Genomic DNA, 17,605 nt, shown 5'->3' on the forward strand with positions numbered 1-17,605 from the left:
TGCCTCAACGCTTGCTGGCGAGATAGGCGGCAAGGCTCGGTATGCGCTGCAGCCCCGCCGAGACGCTGGGGGCCACCGGCGCCCTGGGCGCCGGAGCACGCACATCGATCCGCCCGATGATGATTTCGAGCGGTTCGACCGCCGGAGCATCGGCGGCCGGGGCCACCGCAGGAAGCACCGGCTGCGCCGAGGCGAGCGGGCCTCCGCGTGGCGCGCTTGCTGCCGGCGATGGGCGCGCCGCGACCGGCGCGTCAGGGCTCGGTCGCCTCGCGACGGGGGCTGGAACAACTGCTGGCACGATGGGAGCGGGAGGCGAACTGTCCTCGATCGCGGCGGCAGACCGGCGCGGCAGATTACCTGCGGCGACCGCGGGATCGCCCGCGGCGACCCTGGGATCGGCGGTGACGGGTTGCGGCCGCGACGGGCTGGCCGGTGGTCGAGGACCATCGTCGTTCCCGGGCCCGGCTGAAACCGCGGGGGCACGCGGCCGCTCGCGGTCGACCGGCGTCTGAGGCGGCGGCGGTTGCAGCGTCGGGAGGGCTGCGGCCCGCCAATCGGCTTTTGCCGCATCGGCCGCCGCGGGCGGGGCGACCTGGCGCTGCGGCGGGGTCGGTGTCGCCCATGGCTCGACTGCCTGCTCGACGCCCGGGCGCAGGGGCGCTGACGGCAAGGCCGGCCTATCGGCCACGATCTCGGCAGGGTCGGCGCCACCCGCCAATGCCGTGCCAGACTGTTCGAATCGGGTTGGCAAGCGCACGCGCGCCACCGGCGCGAGGCCGAAAAGGCGGTTGGTGAGCCGCGACAGCACGCCGCTCATCCTTGCGCCGCGTCGAGGTAGAAGCGCCGCCGCTCGGCCGGCAAGGCAAGGATATCGCGCTCCGACCAGTGAAAGCTGCGCGCCAGCGTCGCCACATCCGCCAACACCGCGCGCGAGCGCAGCGCAATCTCGCTGGCGAGCAGCGCCGCCACGTCGACCGCTTCCGACCAGCTTGCCGCGCATACCGGGCAAGACCAGTCGAGCCCGGTATCGACACCCGGATCCATCGCCTCGACGGCGTCTTCCACGGCGGCCAGCGCCGTATCGTCCTCAGGCGCGGCGGGGGCCGCGGCCCGCAGTAGCAGCCGCCTCGCGTTCTCGGGATCGTCGAGCGCCTCGGCCGCGGCGAGCGCCCCCGCCGTCAGTGGCACAACCCGGATCACCGTCGCACCGGCGCGGATTTCCCGGGTCTGCGGGGGCGACTGGGCCTCAAGGCCGAGCCCGATCTGCTCGGCCCGCAGCGCCATTTCGAGCACCGTGCCGCAGGCCGGGCATTGCGAAACGAACTCGATGCGCGGACCGCTCAACTGTGCCCTCACCGCCAGCAGCATGGCATCGCGCTGCCCCAGCGTCAGCGCTGCGGCATCGACCCCCGGGTCGGCTCGGCCCAGAATCTTGAGCGCCAGCGACGATGGTCCGCGCCCTTGCCCCGCTTCGGCGAGTTCGACGATGTCCGCGGCCGCCAGCGCACGCATCAGCTGGGCTCGACGTAACTCGGCTCGGTCGGCTCGGCCACGTCGTAATCGCGCTCCCAGCCTTCGTTCTCGAGTTTGAGCATCTGGATGGCGACGGCATTGGCGCTCGCATCGAGTTCGGGCAATGACTGATACTCGGACGGCCAGCAGCGATAGAGCTTATAGGCCAAGACGATCTGCCCCGCCTCGTTGTAGAGCTCAAGGATCAGGTTGCGGCGAAAGTCCTTGAGCGAGGACTCGCTGCCCAGCCCCGAACCATAGTTCCAGATCTTGTTGGCCCATTGCTCGAACTCGGTATCGTGCGTCACCCCGCGTTCGAGGGTGATGGCCTCATACTCGGTCTGGCCCGGCGATTTCCGCGACGAGGACGGATCGCCCCCTTCGCGGTGGCTGACCACTTGGGTGGTCCGCTTCAGCGCGCTAACCTTGCTGATGCCCGCCAGATAATTTCCGTCTTCGTTGCGGACGCGAAACTTGAAGTTCTTGTACGGATCGAACCGTTCCGGATTGGTCGAAAACTGAGCCATCGGCTAACCCTAAGCCTCCCGGATCTGCTGGATGTTGATGATGACGAACTCGGCCGGCAGCAGCGGCGCGAACCCGACGGCAATGTTGACGATGCCGCGGTTGATATCGTCCTGGGTCGTCGTTTCGCGGTCGCATTTGACGAAGTAGGCCTGTCGCGGACTGGACCCCTGGAACGCCCCCTGCCGGAACAGCCGCTGCATGAAGGCGCCGACGTTCAGCCGGATCTGCGACCACAGCGGCTCGTCATTGGGTGAAAACACCACCCATTTGGTGCCACGGAACAAACTCTCCTCAACGAACAGTGCGAGACGCCGGACCGGGATATACTTGTAGTCGTCGGCCAGCTGGTCGCCGCCGCGCATGGTGCGGGCGCCCCACACCACCCGGCCGATATTGGGAAAGCTCCTCAGGCAATTGACCGCCAGCGGGTTGAGCTTGCCGTTTTCGTCGTCGGTCATCCGCACCGTCAGCCCGTCAGCGCCCGAAATCGTCGCCTCGATGCCGGCTGGCGCCTTCCACACCCCGCGGCTCGCATCGGTGCGCGCCATGATGCCGGCAATGGCGCCGCCCGGCACGAAATGGTCGACCTGGCCACCGCGCAGCGGATCGCGCCGCTGCAGGCGCGGAAAGAACAGCCCCGCATTGCCGCCATTGGTCAGCGGAAACAGCTGGTTGTTGGTGGCCGCCACCGTCGTCTGGATGAAGCTGTCCGGATTGGCATCCCACCCCACCGGCGGATCGACGATCAGGAAAGCGCGACGCTTGGCGCATAACTCGGCCGCCTTTGCCCACACGGCGGGATCGACATCGCCGTCCCGCGTATCGGGCGGGATGACCAGCAGGTTGAAGATATCGGCCTTGAGCAAGGCATAGATGCCGGTCTTGGCCACCTCGTCGCCCAGGTACTCGGTCGGAGTCAGCGCCGCCCCGTCATTGCCCCCGGCGAACGCCGTCAGGTTGCCCGCGGCCGGACGCGCCGCGGGAATATCGGGCGTGGCGTTGCCGAGCAGCGCCACCCGCACCAGGTTCGACTCTGCCTTCAGCACCCGATCGACGCGCCGTGACCCGGCATCCTTGACCGTAAGATTGCGGAACTGTTCCTGCGCCCGGGTGGCCGGATCGCTCACCAGCAGATCGAAGAGGTCCGCGACATCGAGGCCCAGCTCCGGGTGGAGGTCGACATAGGTCTTGGCCGCGACGGCATTGGGGTAGGTGATCTGCGCCTCGAGCTTATTGCCCCAGGCGCCCGGATTGGCCGCCACGAGTTTGAGCCCACCCAGCGACAAGCGGGCCATGCCGTCATCGTCGTCGCCGGCCTTGAACAGCCGGACGATCAGCGCCTCCGAACCGCCATTGGCATAGAAATCGTCGACGGCATAGGCCGCCGGCGTGTTGAGCGCCAGCCCGCCGAAGCGGCGGGAAAACTCGCCGAAGCTGAAGCAGCTGATCGGCTCGTTCACCGGGCCGCGCAGGAAGCGGCCGACGATGCCGGTGACCGAGGTCGAAACGCCCGTAACCGTCCGAACGCCGCTGGAAACTTCTTGGACATATACGCCGGGATAGGAAGTCTGGACTGCCATAGTCGCTACTCCGTGCCGCAAAACCAGAGTCTATGAGAGTTGGCCGCCGATCATGATTTCGACATTGGCCGCCACGGCGCCGCCATTGGTGACGGTGAGCGTCGCAAACGACGGCCCGAGCAGGCCGATACCGGCGCCGAACAGGATCACCGGCCCCTCAAGCGCGATCTCGCCCGCCGCGCCGGCCTTGAGCTTGATCTTGCCGCTATAGCTGTCGGCCGAAATGTAGACGAACTTCAACTTGTCGATGTGCTCGAGCTGCAAGGCCAGATCGACCTTCGCCCCCTTGGCAACGGCTATTGATGCGCCCGTTACCGCGTCGACATCGATGGTTCCTGTAGAACCCACGCTCGCAGCCGGTGAGCCAGCATTGAACGACCATGCAATGGGTTTGGGCACGCCCCCTGCCTCCCACGTGATACGGTTAGTCAAAGCAATACCTGAAATAATACGAACACGCTAGCGTCGATTTCCGCAAACGTCCAGTAAGCATTTAGCATCGATTGCGATACAATGCCGGTCGGTCGCGGTTTTACTCCGATTGCGAGATAAATATGTGACGTTCTCGGCGCCTTGTCGCAGCGGCACCCTTCCATCGGGCACCACCGAGGATGGTGACCACGTGGGGCTCCCCCCTGCTCTGCTTACCGAACCCATAACATGCACCAAGGCAGGTCATCGATCACTTTGCTCACCGGTAAGGACCCAGCCGTTGGACCACCTGACGATCACTGACGGCTGAGCTGTTTGAACGTCCGCTAATGGGATGGACCGGCTGCTTCCTAGGCGGGTTAGTCTGCAAAGACTGTTGCCCGCGAGGAGAAGGAGAAGCAGCCCATGGAAATCCAAGCCGAGAACACAGCGCCGGCCCTGACGACGATCGGAATCGATATTGGCAAGGACGTCTTCCAACTTGTCGGCTTCGATGCTGACGGAAAGATCGCCTTCCGTCGCAAGATCAAGCGGCTAGCCCTTACCCACGTTCAAGAAGCTGCCACCGGTGCATCGTCGGCATGGAAGCGTGTCTGAGCGCACGCTTTGTCAGCCGCACGCTGCGGCAACTCGGGCACGAGCCAAGGATCATTCCGGCGATTAGGTGAAGCCTTTCGCGAAAGGGCAGAAGAACGGGTACAACAACGCCAAGGCAATCGCCGAAGCGGCGCTGCGGCCGAACCTGCGCACCGTGCGGGAGAAGACCCAGGATCGATCTGCAGGCCTGCCATCGTGTGCGGTCACGCCTGGTGTAGCGGCGGACGGCGACGATCAACCAGATTCATGCCTTCCTCATCGAGCAGGGCATTGTCGTGCGACCGGGCGCGCGTGCGCTGCGCAACTCGTTGTTCCAGATGTTGAAGACCCGCGAGGACGGGATCTCGCCGCGCAGGGCGATCTGATCCTCGGCCTCTACGAGGACTGGCTGTGGCTCGACGACCGCATCGAGACGATCACGTGCGAGATCGAGGAGATCAGCCGGAACGAAGCGAATTGCCGGCACCTGATGAGCGTTCCCGGCGTTGGCCCATTGATTCTGATTATCTCATATATGGATTTCGACGAGATCCGAAGGTGAGACCGGATATAAGACCTTCCGAAAGAAGGCCCGGGTGCAATTCAACCTCATAGCCGGATGGCATCGTTATAACAGGGTAATTGCCAAAGTCCCGCTCCGTAACGATGAATCCGTTGGGCTTCGTTATCCGCATGCTAAAGCAGAGAAGCGCGGAATTGGTAGCGTCGTCCTCTATTGCAGCAGATGACTTGAGCAACTTGTCGAGTTCGGCGGCAGCCTGTTCAATAGAGTAAAGAGGCGCAATCGCAGAACCGTCGCAATCAACGACTACACTTTCAGTCTGGTCAAGCAAATTTATCCCGATGCGCCCCTCATATTTTCCGAGGTTTGCCTCCGATTCGAAAAGAGTATTGGCAGGAGAGGAAAGTTCTGCGCCTCCGAGTTGCCAGCCCAAGCGCAATTCCGTCCAATCCGAGAATTTGGATGCTTCGCACGAGACGGTAATCCAGGCGTCCGACGTCGAGCTAGTGCCATCAATCCTCCAGCATTGATTCGGCCAGAAATCAGAGAAGTATCCAGAGCCTATCTTAGCCGCCGGCTGTCCGGTCTCAAGCGGAAACCAATGCAGATCGGGAAAGATGGTTAAATCAATTTCGATCGGCTTTCTTAGCATAACTGCGTACTGGACGACGACATTGTTAATGTAGTCTATCTCTGCGATAAAATCTGGAAAAGCGTATAGTTCAGCAACCACTCCGACCTTCTGTGCTTCTATTCTAAAGAACTCGTGGTCTTCTTCAGTCGGTTCGCGGCCATCATTCATGGGCGCCCAATAGGTTTGTGGCGTCACACGAACCTTCGGCGGTCCAAGAGTGGCGACGACGGATTCCCGCGGGGACTTTAGCGCAATCGTGCCAGCAAAATGTGCTAATTGCCTTGAAGCAGTTGGTTCACTGATATTCGCTTGCTGTTCTGTGTGGTCCCGATCATCTTCGCCTAGATACTGTGATATTCTCTGGGTTGCTCCCGCCCAGATTGCCCCTATCGGCTCGAGGAAAGCGATACTCGCGACCAACAACGGAACGAGATATTTCAGCTGAAATATTAACAGTAGCCTGACCCAGAAGGTGGGGCCTTCCGCCACTTCCTTCGGCGACTTGATCTTGCCCTCACTGAGAAAGGGGAGCCAGTACTGTCGGCAGAACAATCTGTTGAGATAGAAATTATGTCCCGCGTTCGCGTGGAATCTGTCTCTAACGAGGGGAGTCCGGATTCCAACCGTACCGCCGGCACCATATGTCCAGGATAGGCTCTGGGCAAAGGCAGGCCATGGATCTCGGTCGCCTACCTCATTGAGGATTTTGGGCGTAAATCGTGTGCTGTAGTCCTCAAATGGCACCTGCCTCTTTAACACACTGCCTGCAAAGATGATCCGATGAAAACTGAGATCGGAGCGCAATCGCAGGATTTCCGAAATTAAGTACGTCCCGAAGCTGTGCGCGATCACGCTTATCTGTGCCCCGGGATTATCTCGAAAGACGACGTTAAGTTGTCTTTCGACCTCTTCGCGGGCCCGTCGGCGAGCACTTTTGAATGGCGACAGAAACGCAAACGGCCCGAAGCGTCCATAGTTCGTCAGCTCGACTTGATACCCATTCTTCTCAAGTTCAGTGCGGATCTCATCGTGCCAAAGTGCATGGTCGCGGATGCCATGTACCAGCGTGACCACATGCCTTACGCGTGGACCGGTTATTTTCTCGCTCATCTATTTGCCTAGAAATCCGTTACCTTCGATCCAGGTGAGGGCCACCGAGCAGTTGCATTAGGTCTGCCTTCCGATTGTAGGTGATCTCCTAGGCCACGTCATGCATCAAGTCTGGGGAGAAAGTCGGCTTTGCAGTGACGCACTACGTTTGTCTGCGTCCAGCCAAATGTCAGGAACTGGCGCACGGCTGACCTCTGTCGTGTCGATAGTAACATCGACTCTCGGCCGCGATCAGTCGATTGCCTTCAAAGACCTTCGGCTACCGTCCTGGAACCCAAAGCGCCTGAATCTGGTTGCGCCTCTTCCGACTGAACGACCATCATCGCATGGATTGTTGCTGCGACGTTGTCGGCCGCCGAGATCAAGACCCTGTCGAGATGATGAATGTACCGGCTGGTGATTGAGCCCGCTGCGTGACCCAACATCGCTGCGATTGTCGGTTCGGTATACCCGAGCTCTCCGGCTACCGAGGCGAAGGAATGCCGCAGGGTATGCGGCGTCACGTCCTTGAGTTTCGCCTTCTTTACAATCCGCTTCCAGCCTCTTGCCATTCCGCCAAACACCTGCCCGCCGCGCGCAGGGGCGAGCACGGTCGGGCAGTCTTCCACTGTCTCAATGGTTGCGAGATAGTCCAAGACCGTTCGTCCGATCGGCCGCAGCGATGCTCCCTCCTTGCTGTCTTCCAGTCGGAAACACCCGCCTGCCCGATCCACTTCGGCGTGCTTGAGGTGGATGATCTCCCCCAACCGGCAGCCGGTGAGGGCAAGTAGCCAGACCGCATCGATCAGTTGCGGTGTCTCTTCCTCCGCTCGGGCTTCTGCTAGCGCACGGCCGAGCCGTCCATAATCTTCGGGTGCAAGCCGACGACGGCGACGCGCATCCGCAGGGCGCTTTACGCCATGCACCGGATTGGTCTCGATGATGCCTTGGTCGACAGCGAAGGAGATGATGCCGCTGAGCAAGCCGGTCGTGCGTGCCGCGGTACCTGCCCCGCCCTTCACGATCGACTTGCCGCGCTTGCCGGTCTTCTCGACCTTGGCGGTTTTGCCGCCCGCGACGTCTCTCAGGAAGCGGTTGATATCGGCCTTGCTGAGATCGACAACGCGCATCGAGCCAAGCAGCGGAACGATGTGCCGGTTGATCCGTCCCCGGTCAGTGTAAAGGGTGCTCACTTTTTTTGGGCGATTTCCCTTGCCGAGCACCAAACCTTTCTCGGCTGCTGCAAGATAGTCTTCACACAGCTCGCTGATTGTGATCGATCGACGCCGTGTTGCTCGATCGTCAGCAGGATCCCTGCCTCTCACGACACCGCCGAGCTCTGCCATGGCCAGCTTGCGCGCCTGCTCGACGGTGAGCGGTCCATGCCGCCCAATGGTCATGCGTTTGCGGACACCGTGGACGTTGCGATAGTCGACGAAATAGGTTCGCGTCCCACTCGACTGGACGAAGATGCCGAAGCCCTTGAGTTCGCTGCACCAGATGGTGAACTGCTTCTCCCGTGGGACAGCCTTATCGACGACGGTCTTGGTCAGCTTCGGCACAGCCCCGATCCTTTGCTCACCACATACTCACCAGATCGAAGCTGATGATGGAGCAATGTAGCGTACAACCGATCAGCCAAAACTTCAACAAGTTATTGTTAAAATAGATGTTTTAGCGCCATAGCGAGTTTTCGGCGGCTCACTTCGGTGCGAGGAATTTGCACTCCGAAGGCAGAGGTCACAGGTTCGAATCCTGTCGGGTGCGCCAGTTCTGCCACATTCCACCACGCCAACACCGAAAATTGCCGCCAGTCGCCGCCGGAACTACACCTGTGCGAAGGGCGGGAAATAACCAGAAGGCGAAAAAAGCCTACGGCGGCGATCGGCGGTGAAAAAGTCCGAATCGCTTACGGTCGAATGACGTATTTGGACCCAAGGCAGAGCTCGCATGTTCGTCGTTGGACGACCGCTAAGCGCCGGACTCGGACAATCAGCGTGTCAGTTGGCGTCCCTGAGAGCTGCCCTTCATTCACGAAGATTGCCTGACGCCCCGCCGTGAGGATGGATAGCGTACCGGGCTGACGTTTCTCACCGCTGGGTCTTTGGAGGCCGGCGTCCATTGAAGCGCGATTGGAACGTGCCTCACGCGATAAGGCCTTCCCGTTCGGCTATGGCGATGCGCTGAGGTAAAGAAAAGCTCCTCGTGTGCACGATCTTTCACATCCACGTCTGGGCGTGCCTGCTTGAGTCGAACCGCCCACTCGTCCATGATTCTGTCCACTCTGCCGTGGTAGCAGTAGACTATCAAACCGCCATGATCTTGATATTTAGATGCTGTGGCATAGCGACTATCGAGTTGGTTGAAGCCCTGAAGTAACCAGTCATAGCTACTGTGAATCTTGGCTTCGCCAAGCCAAAGGAAATTGTTGCGTCCCTCGACGACAATATCACAGTGACCGCCAACGGTGGTATCATGGGAGGCTTGGAACCCCATGTTACGAAGCGAGGTAACAACGTCCATCGTAAGACTGTCCTCCGAGCGCCCTTGCCTCTCTTTGGGCGTCCGGGCGAAATCTTGAGCGATATGATCGATCGCAGTGTCAACCTGAGCGAGGATGTCCTCGGCTTTCTCCGCGAAAATTAGCGCAAGCGAAATCTGTAAGGGAACGCTGCCACTCGCCAGCAACTGTAGCTCTCGAAGTGTATAGGACGGCTCCATCACTGAAGAGCCTCCAGTAAGCGGCTTGAGGGTTCGAAGTAGGGATATATCATTTCGCCGGCCTCACTTAGCAGCGCGCCGGTGCGAGGGTGCCTAAATCTTCCGCGTAGTGCCTCTGAAATTTCGCTTGCACCCAGCGGTATCATTCTGCCACCGTCACGAAACTGCGCCTTTGCATTCAGCGCGCCGACATTGGTGCTCGTCAGAATCGCGAGTGCAGCGAGAAAGTCTTCATCGGCTTTGTCATGCCGCGCCACTGACAGAAGGTCCGCGATAGTGAAACGATGTAATGCTACCTCGGGCATCCGGCTCATCTGATCGAGAATGTCCTGCGAGATTCGGCCTGCTGGTGCTCCCGGCCACCCTCCGGCGATCTGCCGCCTGATATCATCGATCGTCAGCGAAGGCTTAACTTGTGCAGATCTCGCCGCAGTGAACAGGCGTTCTTGCAGCCAAGCTTTGAATGCTCTGTCCGTGTTATACAAGGCATAGAGATCCGTATGGTCGGCGAGGCTACCGAGCAGCTCATCGTCGACAGCACGATCGTGCTCGATGCGCGCATTCTGGGTGTCGCTATTGCGCAACGCGTTCTGCACGCGGCCGTTTGCGCCGATCTTCTCGGGAAGCTGCTCAAAGAGGAAGCGGGTGACACGATCCTGGTCGCGAAACTCAGTCGCACCGAAGCGTTCGTTGAACTCACGGACGACAGAGCTCAGTTGATCCATTTCCGGTTCAAGACGACCGCCGGCCGCACCGGTCGGCACAGGTTCAATCTCAGCGTCGGCGTCATTCAGGGCTATCTCCATCGCTGCCTCGATCTCGACTCGGTAGCTGTCCATGTCGATCGTTTCGAGTACATCGAGCGGCGTGTCGTCACTCTTCGGGCTGGGCAGCTTCGGGATAAGCAACGACAGAAACGTCGAGAGTTTTTCCCAATCCGGAACTGCATAGGGAAGGATCGCGCCGAGAAACGCGTAAGTGCGGACGAAGGTTTTGGCCGCACCCTTGAAGGCTATCTGCTCGTCCTCGGTCAGCACGTCGTATTGCGCGGAACAGGCATCGAGAACGGGGTCCAGCCGATCACGCGGCGCGGCGGCAAGGAACAGCGAGACGACTGTTTCAATATCCTGGACGGTATAGACTCCGGCATCGTCGAGCATGCGTTTTAGATCATGCAGCTTATTAGGATTAGTTTCGCCCGAAAGAATCGTGGCACGATAGAAGTCGGAGAACGCGGCCTCAATCACAGCCAGATCATTGCGGAAGTCGAGCACCACTGGCTCGCTCTTGCCGGGTCGGGCGCGGTTCAGTCGCGACAAGGCCTGCACCGCTTTTACGCCCGCCAGCGCTTTGTCGACATACATCGCGAACAGCTTGGGCTGGTCGAACCCGGTCAGATATTTGTCGGCGACGACGAGGAAGCGATACGGGTCGGCGTCGAACTTGTCCTCCAGCTCGCTACTCGGAAAGCCGTTGAATGACGCCTCGGTCCGCTGTTCGCCGGCGTCGTCGACGGCGCCGGAAAAGGCGATGATCGCCTTGTAGGGCGAGCCGCGTTTTGCGAGCGCGGCGTTGATCGCTCGCCAATAATCTATCGCCCGTTCGATGCCATCGGTGGCCACCATTGCGCGCGCCTCTCCGCTGACTTTCTTGCGCGCAATCACCTGGTCGAGAAAATGATCGATAATGATCCCCACCTTGGTGGCGATGGCGTGGTCGTGGCCTTCCACGTAGCGACGCAGCGTTTTCAGCGTGCGCGAAACATCGACGTCGGGATCGTCCTCCGCTGTCTTGGCGAGGCGATACCAGCTCGAAACCGGTGTGTAATGTGTCAGCACGTCGAGGATGAAGCCTTCATCAATGGCCTGCTTCATCGAGTAGAGGTGGAACGGGCGATGCTTCACCTCGCCGTCCTGCTCATGGCGTTCGCCGAACAACTCCAGCGTCTTGTTTTTTGGCGTGGCGGTGAAAGCGAGATAGCTCGCATTATCGAGCATCCTGCGGCCTTCGATGACAGCGAGGATGCGGTCCTCTGTCGTCGCCTGGTCATCGATTTCGGCGCCGCCAAGCGCGGTGTTCAGCGCACCTGCCGCGCGCCCGCCCTGGCTCGAATGCGCCTCGTCAATGACGATGGCGAAGCGCCTGCCGCGATGGACCGAGCCGATGTCGTCGAGAATGAAGGGGAACTTCTGGACGGTGGTGACGACGACCTTCTTCCCGCTCTCGATGAAACCGCGCAGGTCCCCCGATCGTTCGGCATGGCCCATCAGCCGGGCTGTCTGGGCGAACCCCCCTATGGTGTCCTTGAGATTTTTGTCGAGCACCTGGCGATCGGTGACAACGATCACCGTGTCGAACACCGAGGTCCCATCCACCTCCAGCCCGACAAGCTTGTGCACTGTCCAGGCGATCGAGTTCGACTTGCCTGACCCAGCCGAATGCTGAATCAGGTAATGCCGCCCCGCGCCGTTCGTCGTAGCGTCGGCGCAGAGCGCGCGCACCACGTCTAGCTGATGGTAGCGCGGGAAGATCGGCTTGCGAGCAGTGATCCGGCCACGCGCGTCGCGCTCCTCGACAATCCCAGCGAAGTTTTCGATAATGTCGGATAGGCTGCGCTTGGCTAGTATCTCGCGCCAAAGATAGTCGGTGCGGATGCCGTCCAGATTGGGCGGGTTGCCAGCACCATCGTTGCAACCCTTGTTGAACGGCAGGAACCAGCTTTTCTGGCCGGCGAGCGCGGTGCACATCCGCACCTCGCGGTCGTCCATCGCGAAGTGGACTGCACAGCGGGTGGGGCGGAAGATCAGTTCCCTTGGATCACGGTCAGTCTTGTATTGCGCCTCGGCGTGGGCGGCGGTCTGGCCGGTCAGTGTGTTCTTCAGCTCGAAGGTGGCGAGCGGTAGCCCGTTGACGAACAGGGCAAGGTCGAGCGCGCGGCGCGCGGCGTCGAGCGAATAGCCGAGCTGGCGCGTGATCGAAAAGTGGTTCTGCGCAAATCGCGTGGCGGCCTGTGGGTTGCCGGGTGAGGGCAGCGGGAAATAAAGTGTTATTGCATGCGGGCCATGGCGAATGCCCGATCGCAGCACATCGATGACGCCGCGATTGCTGATCTCGTCACGGATGCGGGCGAGGAAGGCGCGGCGGTTCGGACTGTTGACATCGAGAGACAGCGGGCCAACCAGCGCCGCCTGGGTGGCGCGAATGAAGGCGATGAGCTGAACAAGGTCGAGAGCATGGACTCGGTCATAGTCGTCGCGATGGCCCTCGATATAGTCGTCGGGGCCAGTGAATGGCGCGGGCTCCTCCGCCACACCCGTCAGGGCGGTGGCGACTGGGACCTCCTTGCCCGTCAGCGCGGCTACGATCAGCGCTTCCAGCCCACCCTCGCTCACGTTAGTCGAGCGCATCGAGCACGTCCTCCATGTCGTCGTCGTCGTCGTCGGGCAGATCGTAGCCCTCGACGGTGGGGATTGCGGCTTCGCACACATCGAGCCGCCCCGTCACGACGGCAGAAATAAGGCTATCGCGGTATTCGAGGATGAGGTCGATCTGGCTGCGCTCCTTGTCAATAGCTTCGTCCACTAGTCTTGTATCTGATTTGATCGCATTCAGGATCAAGTATTGTTCGGACTCCTCAAGCGGAAGCGGAAGGTGAAGCGCCGATAGTCGAGTTTCAGCAATCGCTGGGTATGCCACCCCGACAGACCGCGAAATGACAACATTAATAAATCGCGGCGTCATCAACGCATAAGCCATAAGTTCGGGAACAACTCCGGCTTTGGACGTCAGGACCGCAAACCCGGTCGACGCAATCGCACCACGAGGCCAGCCCTGAAAGAAGTAGATGGCTTTGAGGTATGTACGGACGGTCGAGATCAGAATGTCGTTCGGAGCAAGCCGTCGACGCGCTCGCGACGGCGCGACGGCGCGACGGCGAATGTCATCGGCTGCGGCTCGCCGGTCAACACGCCAGTTCCGACGACGGAGATGTCGAAATAATCGAAAGTGTAATCGCCCGCCGTGCTCTCAGGCAGCGTGTGCGCGTTGACTTCGCACCAGTCTTTCAATCGTGCCACACGCCAATGCGCTGGCATGTCACCGACAACAGGATGGCGGACGGTTGCCGAACTTTGGCTCACACCGGCTCCTAAGAGCTCTTCGATGATCGCTTGCTTCCGCTCGATCAGCGCCGCGACAATGCGGCGCTTGGTGGCGACGAGGCGGTGGACCTGGGCGGTGTAGGCGTCGAGGAAATCCGCGATCCTCCGCTGCTCGTCGGGCGGGGGCGCGGGCACCATTAGTCGGCCAAGATCGGCGGAGTAGAGGCGCCAGAAGCCTTCCACGATTCCTTTTACGGACTTACGCAACTCCCCTCGGAACGCCGTGGAGCGGTAGGTGTACTCGAAGTAGCGCGGTTCCACGTCGCCGTCTGATCGCAGCACCGTGTAGTCTGGACTGACGACACCCCTATGGTTAGCCCGCGCGAACACGCCAAGATGCGCTTTGAGCCGGTTCAGAACGATGTCGCCGGGAAGGCACTGCTTTGCGCCTGCATAAGAGGCGGATCGCAGGTGTTTAGTGGTGAGGTCAGCGCTCGGGACCAGGCCGAACTTTTGGCTCATTGCAAGGTGAGGTTGCGTCCCGTCGCCTCCCCGGTCATCGACCTCACGAAAGACGCGCTTGGAACGCACCACCTCCCAATGCGCCGGCACTCGCCCCAGCCAATCGGCGCCACTATCCCGATACTCCGGGTAAGGCCTTAGCGCCGCGCTCATACGTGGGTCTCGACAAGCACGGCGTCGAGCAGCGCCTGGGTCTGGCGCTCCAGTGCGTCGATCTCGGACTTGATCTCCGCGAGCGGGCGCGGGGGCTTTGGTTTGTAGAAATGCCGCGAGAACGAGATTTCATAGCCGATCTTTGTCTTGTCCCGATCGATCCAGGCGTCGGGCGCGTGCGGCAGCACCTCACGCTCGAAGAACGCCTCGATCCCGCTGGGCTCATCAAACGCGACGATTTCGGTATCCGACAGCGCCTTGTCGGGCTCATAGGCGACGACCGCCGCCTTGCCCCTAATGGTGGCCTCGAACAGCCCGCCGCGCGGATCGGCAGCCCTTTTCGACACCGTTTTGACGATCGGCTTGGCGTCGGGCGCGCGCCAGCTCATCGTCCGCGCGATCAGCCGCGCCTCGGCAGGTTTCAGCGCGAGCTTCTCCGCCCTGATTGCCGCCACCACTTTCAACTCGAACGCGGCGTAGTCGTCATACTCGGCATCGCCAATGACCGCCATCAACCGCTCGGCGGCGCGGTGCAGGCGGCGATCGCGCACCCAGGTTCCGGCGTCGAGCAGCTTCTTCACCGTCTTGCGCGGCAGCTTGGGCGTCGCATCCTCCGCCTCGGGGGCGGCGTCCTCGCCGTCCGCGCTCGCCTGTTCCTCATCCTCGGCGACCTCCTCGATCTCAGCCTCCGGCGGATCGAGATGGACCTTCAGCCGGTCCGCAACGCTAGCGAAATTATCAAGCAGCGCGTCGCCGAACTCAGCATACAGCGCCTCGCGCACGGCACGGTGCCCGCTCTGGAAGCGCAGCGCTTCCACCGATTCGCGCGTAAATCGCGCGCGCAGCCGCAGCGGCCGTTCGACCACGATCTTCCAATAGCCGAAGGACGAATTGGGCAGCACGATCGACGTATCGCTCGGCTCCATCGCCTCATAGGCGTCGAGCACCGCCTGGATATGCCCAGTGGTCATCTCGCAATTGCGCTTGCCGAGATTGCGGCGAAGCGGCCGGAACAGTTTGGTGGCGTCGATCAGCTGTACCTTGCCCTTGCGATGGTCGCCCTTGCGGTTGCTCAATACCCAGATGTAGGTGGCGATGCCGGTGTTGTAGAAGATGTTGAGCGGCAGAGCGACGATCGCCTCTAGCCAGTCATTTTCGATGATCCAGCGGCGGACATTGCTTTCGCCCGATCCCGCCTCGCCGGTGAATAGCGCCGAGCCATTGTGAATGTCGGCGATGCGGCTGCCCAGCGGCGTGTCCTTCATCTTGCTGAGCTTGTTGACCAGAAACAGTAATTGCCCGTCAGACACCCGCGGGAACAGGCGCAGGCGTTTGTCATCGCCTTCGAGACCGGGATGCTTGACCACGAAGCGCGGATCGAGCGCGCCGGCCTTACCGCCCATCGCGGCGAGGTCGACCTTCCATGTTTTTCCGAAGGGCGGGTTGGCCATCATGAAATCAAAGCGAAGCCCCTGGCGGCCGTGCGCGTCGGCGGACAGAGTGGAGTTAGGCGCTATGTTGCGCGCCTCTGCACCCTCTCCCTTGATCAGCAGGTCGGCCTTACAGATGGCGTAGGTCTCAGGATTGCTTTCCTGGCCGTAGAGATGGATTTCCGCCGACTTGCCGGCTTTGGCAGCTAGGCGGGCCAACTTCGCCTCGCCAACGGTCAGCATCCCGCCGGTTCCGCAGGCGTCATCATACAGCAGGTAGGTGCTGTCGCCGACCCTGTCAGCCACTGGCCGGAAGACCAATTCGGCCATCAGCTCGATGATGTCGCGGGGCGTGAAGTGCTCGCCGGCTTCTTCGTTGTTCTCTTCGTTGAACTTGCGTAGCAGTTCCTCGAACAGCGTGCCCATGGCGTGGTTGTCCATCGCGGGCAGGCGAATGCGGCCATCGTGGTCGCGGACGGGTAACGGCGACAAGTTCACCCGTTCGTCGCAGAACTTTTCCAGCAGGGCGTGAAGGATGCCCGCCTGCTCCAGCTTGTCGAGCTGCTTGCGGAAGCCAAACTGCTCGATGATTTCTCGGACGTTCCCCGAGAACCCGTCTAAATAGCTTTCGAAGTCGGCGCGCTGTGTGGCCGGGTTCGGCCGCGATAGCAGTTGCTTCAGCGTGAACGGCGATCCGTTGTGGAATGCCTGTGCGGCCGCTCGGCTTAGCGCTGGCTCCTGCGCTTCCCGCGGCAAGCTAAGAGCATCCAACTCAGCTTTCTTGGCAAGAACGGCAGCCTTTGTCGGCTCCAATACCGCGTCCAAACGGCGGATCACCGTCATGGGCAGGATAATGTCTCGGTACTTACCGCGAGTATAGACACCGCGAAGCACATCGTCCGCGATGTTCCAGATAAAGCTGCTTACATTCATAGTTGCCTTACTAGTCCATCGACTGCGCCGATGTCATCAGCCGATCCGACATACGTGCGCGCGACTCATTCAAAATTCTGGTCCAGACACATCCGATTACGCAACCGGGCGCAACCCGCTTCGCCGACAGAGGTAGCGGCCGCAGCTAGCTGTAACGACTCAACCGTCTCGACGTCAGAGTGCCGCGGGACCGCGCCCCAAGGTGCAGATGCTTTGCCTGAAATGCGGCAGTCGATCTTCGACATTGGGGCCCATGTTATGAGGGCGATTAGGCCAACAGCGGACAGGCAGCAAACGGCTCACATCGGTCGTTTAGTGCCGCTAGCTCATATGCAGCTCGTGACCTTGCTGCCGATCCTCCATTTTAGACCACATCCCATAAAGCCGGACGTCGAATCCAGTCCCGGCCCCCAAGGCACCCTTCCACTCAGCCCTTGTCTGGAACCCAATCGGCTATGAATGACTTTTTCTTGGCTAGTACTCGAAGGGAGACCCCCACTGTCCGTACCTGAGGAAATGGATGTCGTCCTCGAAAAGCTGCCTTTGAGGATCGGCGCCTACGTGCCCGACGACTTGCTGGAAGACTGGTTCGCGCCGGGAACGGGCATGAACCCGGTCAGCCCGGCAGCGCTGGCGGCGGCCAAGGCTTACGGGTGGCGCTTCGAATGCGAGTTCAAGCACTACCCCGAACGGATGGAGGGCGTGTTCTGGAAGTGGGTGCCGGCGATCTAATCCTGACAGGGGAGCCTGGATGGAAACGGGCAGGCGGTAGCGGGTCAGTCGGGGCTTGAGTCATACATTTGCGGGTTTTGCTTTTTTCGGCCATCGGCGCAGACCGCTTGACGCTTCAGTGACCGAAATTGCCAGGAAAC

13 protein-coding genes and 1 pseudogene are annotated in these 17,605 nt (G+C 60.9%); 2 read left to right on the forward strand and 12 right to left on the reverse strand.

Going from position 1 to position 17,605, the window contains the following annotated elements; translation table 11 throughout:
* Positions 1 to 4: 4 nt before the first annotated feature.
* The 5 genes from AC0L26_RS14305 to AC0L26_RS14325 form a co-directional block, all read right to left on the reverse strand.
* Positions 5 to 751: a hypothetical protein gene (locus AC0L26_RS14305; RefSeq protein WP_473633093.1), complete on the reverse strand. Its 747-nt coding sequence runs from the start codon at positions 749 to 751 to the stop codon at positions 5 to 7.
* Between the two features lie 62 nt (positions 752 to 813).
* Entirely contained in the window at positions 814 to 1,512 is a 699-nt protein-coding gene (locus tag AC0L26_RS14310) for a hypothetical protein (RefSeq protein WP_473633094.1), read from the reverse strand.
* Positions 1,512 to 2,039: a phage tail protein gene (locus AC0L26_RS14315; protein ID WP_473633095.1), complete on the reverse strand. Its 528-nt coding sequence runs from the start codon at positions 2,037 to 2,039 to the stop codon at positions 1,512 to 1,514. The genes AC0L26_RS14310 and AC0L26_RS14315 overlap by 1 nt, the downstream gene beginning before the upstream one ends.
* Positions 2,040 to 2,048: 9 nt before the next feature.
* Positions 2,049 to 3,620: a phage tail sheath family protein gene (locus AC0L26_RS14320; protein WP_473633096.1), complete on the reverse strand. Its 1,572-nt coding sequence runs from the start codon at positions 3,618 to 3,620 to the stop codon at positions 2,049 to 2,051.
* Between the two features lie 30 nt (positions 3,621 to 3,650).
* On the reverse strand, positions 3,651 to 3,968 hold the full coding sequence (locus AC0L26_RS14325) for a hypothetical protein (protein ID WP_473633097.1): 318 nt from the start codon (positions 3,966 to 3,968) through the stop codon (positions 3,651 to 3,653).
* A gap of 489 nt (positions 3,969 to 4,457) precedes the next feature.
* On the opposite strand from AC0L26_RS14325, the pseudogene AC0L26_RS14330 reads away from it, so the two are divergent.
* Positions 4,458 to 5,148 (forward strand): annotated as a pseudogene (locus AC0L26_RS14330) (IS110 family RNA-guided transposase); the annotation flags it as partial.
* A 4-nt stretch (positions 5,149 to 5,152) separates the two neighbouring features.
* Here AC0L26_RS14330 and AC0L26_RS14335 read toward each other — a convergent pair.
* The 7 genes from AC0L26_RS14335 to AC0L26_RS14365 form a co-directional block, all read right to left on the reverse strand.
* A complete protein-coding gene (locus AC0L26_RS14335; RefSeq protein ID WP_473633098.1) occupies positions 5,153 to 6,895 on the reverse strand; it encodes a lipase family protein in 1,743 nt (580 codons plus the stop codon).
* A gap of 245 nt (positions 6,896 to 7,140) precedes the next feature.
* Positions 7,141 to 8,436 carry a tyrosine-type recombinase/integrase gene (locus tag AC0L26_RS14340; RefSeq protein WP_473633099.1) on the reverse strand — a complete coding sequence of 432 codons (1,296 nt, stop codon included), beginning with the start codon at positions 8,434 to 8,436 and terminating at the stop codon, positions 7,141 to 7,143.
* 469 nt (positions 8,437 to 8,905) lie between these two features.
* Positions 8,906 to 9,598: a hypothetical protein gene (locus AC0L26_RS14345; protein ID WP_473633100.1), complete on the reverse strand. Its 693-nt coding sequence runs from the start codon at positions 9,596 to 9,598 to the stop codon at positions 8,906 to 8,908.
* Positions 9,595 to 13,002, reverse strand: coding sequence for a type I restriction endonuclease subunit R (locus tag AC0L26_RS14350; RefSeq protein ID WP_473633101.1), 3,408 nt, complete (start codon positions 13,000 to 13,002; stop codon positions 9,595 to 9,597). The genes AC0L26_RS14345 and AC0L26_RS14350 overlap by 4 nt, the downstream gene beginning before the upstream one ends.
* Entirely contained in the window at positions 12,989 to 13,177 is a 189-nt protein-coding gene (locus AC0L26_RS14355) for a restriction endonuclease subunit S (RefSeq protein ID WP_473633102.1), read from the reverse strand. Before AC0L26_RS14355 ends, AC0L26_RS14350 begins: the two co-directional genes overlap by 14 nt.
* A gap of 293 nt (positions 13,178 to 13,470) precedes the next feature.
* Positions 13,471 to 14,286, reverse strand: coding sequence for a restriction endonuclease subunit S domain-containing protein (locus AC0L26_RS14360; protein WP_473633103.1), 816 nt, complete (start codon positions 14,284 to 14,286; stop codon positions 13,471 to 13,473).
* An 80-nt stretch (positions 14,287 to 14,366) separates the two neighbouring features.
* Positions 14,367 to 16,733, reverse strand: a complete 2,367-nt coding sequence (locus tag AC0L26_RS14365; protein WP_473633104.1) for a type I restriction-modification system subunit M — start codon at positions 16,731 to 16,733, stop codon at positions 14,367 to 14,369.
* A gap of 498 nt (positions 16,734 to 17,231) precedes the next feature.
* On the opposite strand from AC0L26_RS14365, the gene AC0L26_RS14370 reads away from it, so the two are divergent.
* Entirely contained in the window at positions 17,232 to 17,465 is a 234-nt protein-coding gene (locus AC0L26_RS14370) for a hypothetical protein (RefSeq protein ID WP_473633219.1), read from the forward strand.
* Positions 17,466 to 17,605 lie beyond the last annotated feature (140 nt).

The organism is Mesorhizobium sp. WSM4823 (genome assembly GCF_055811195.1).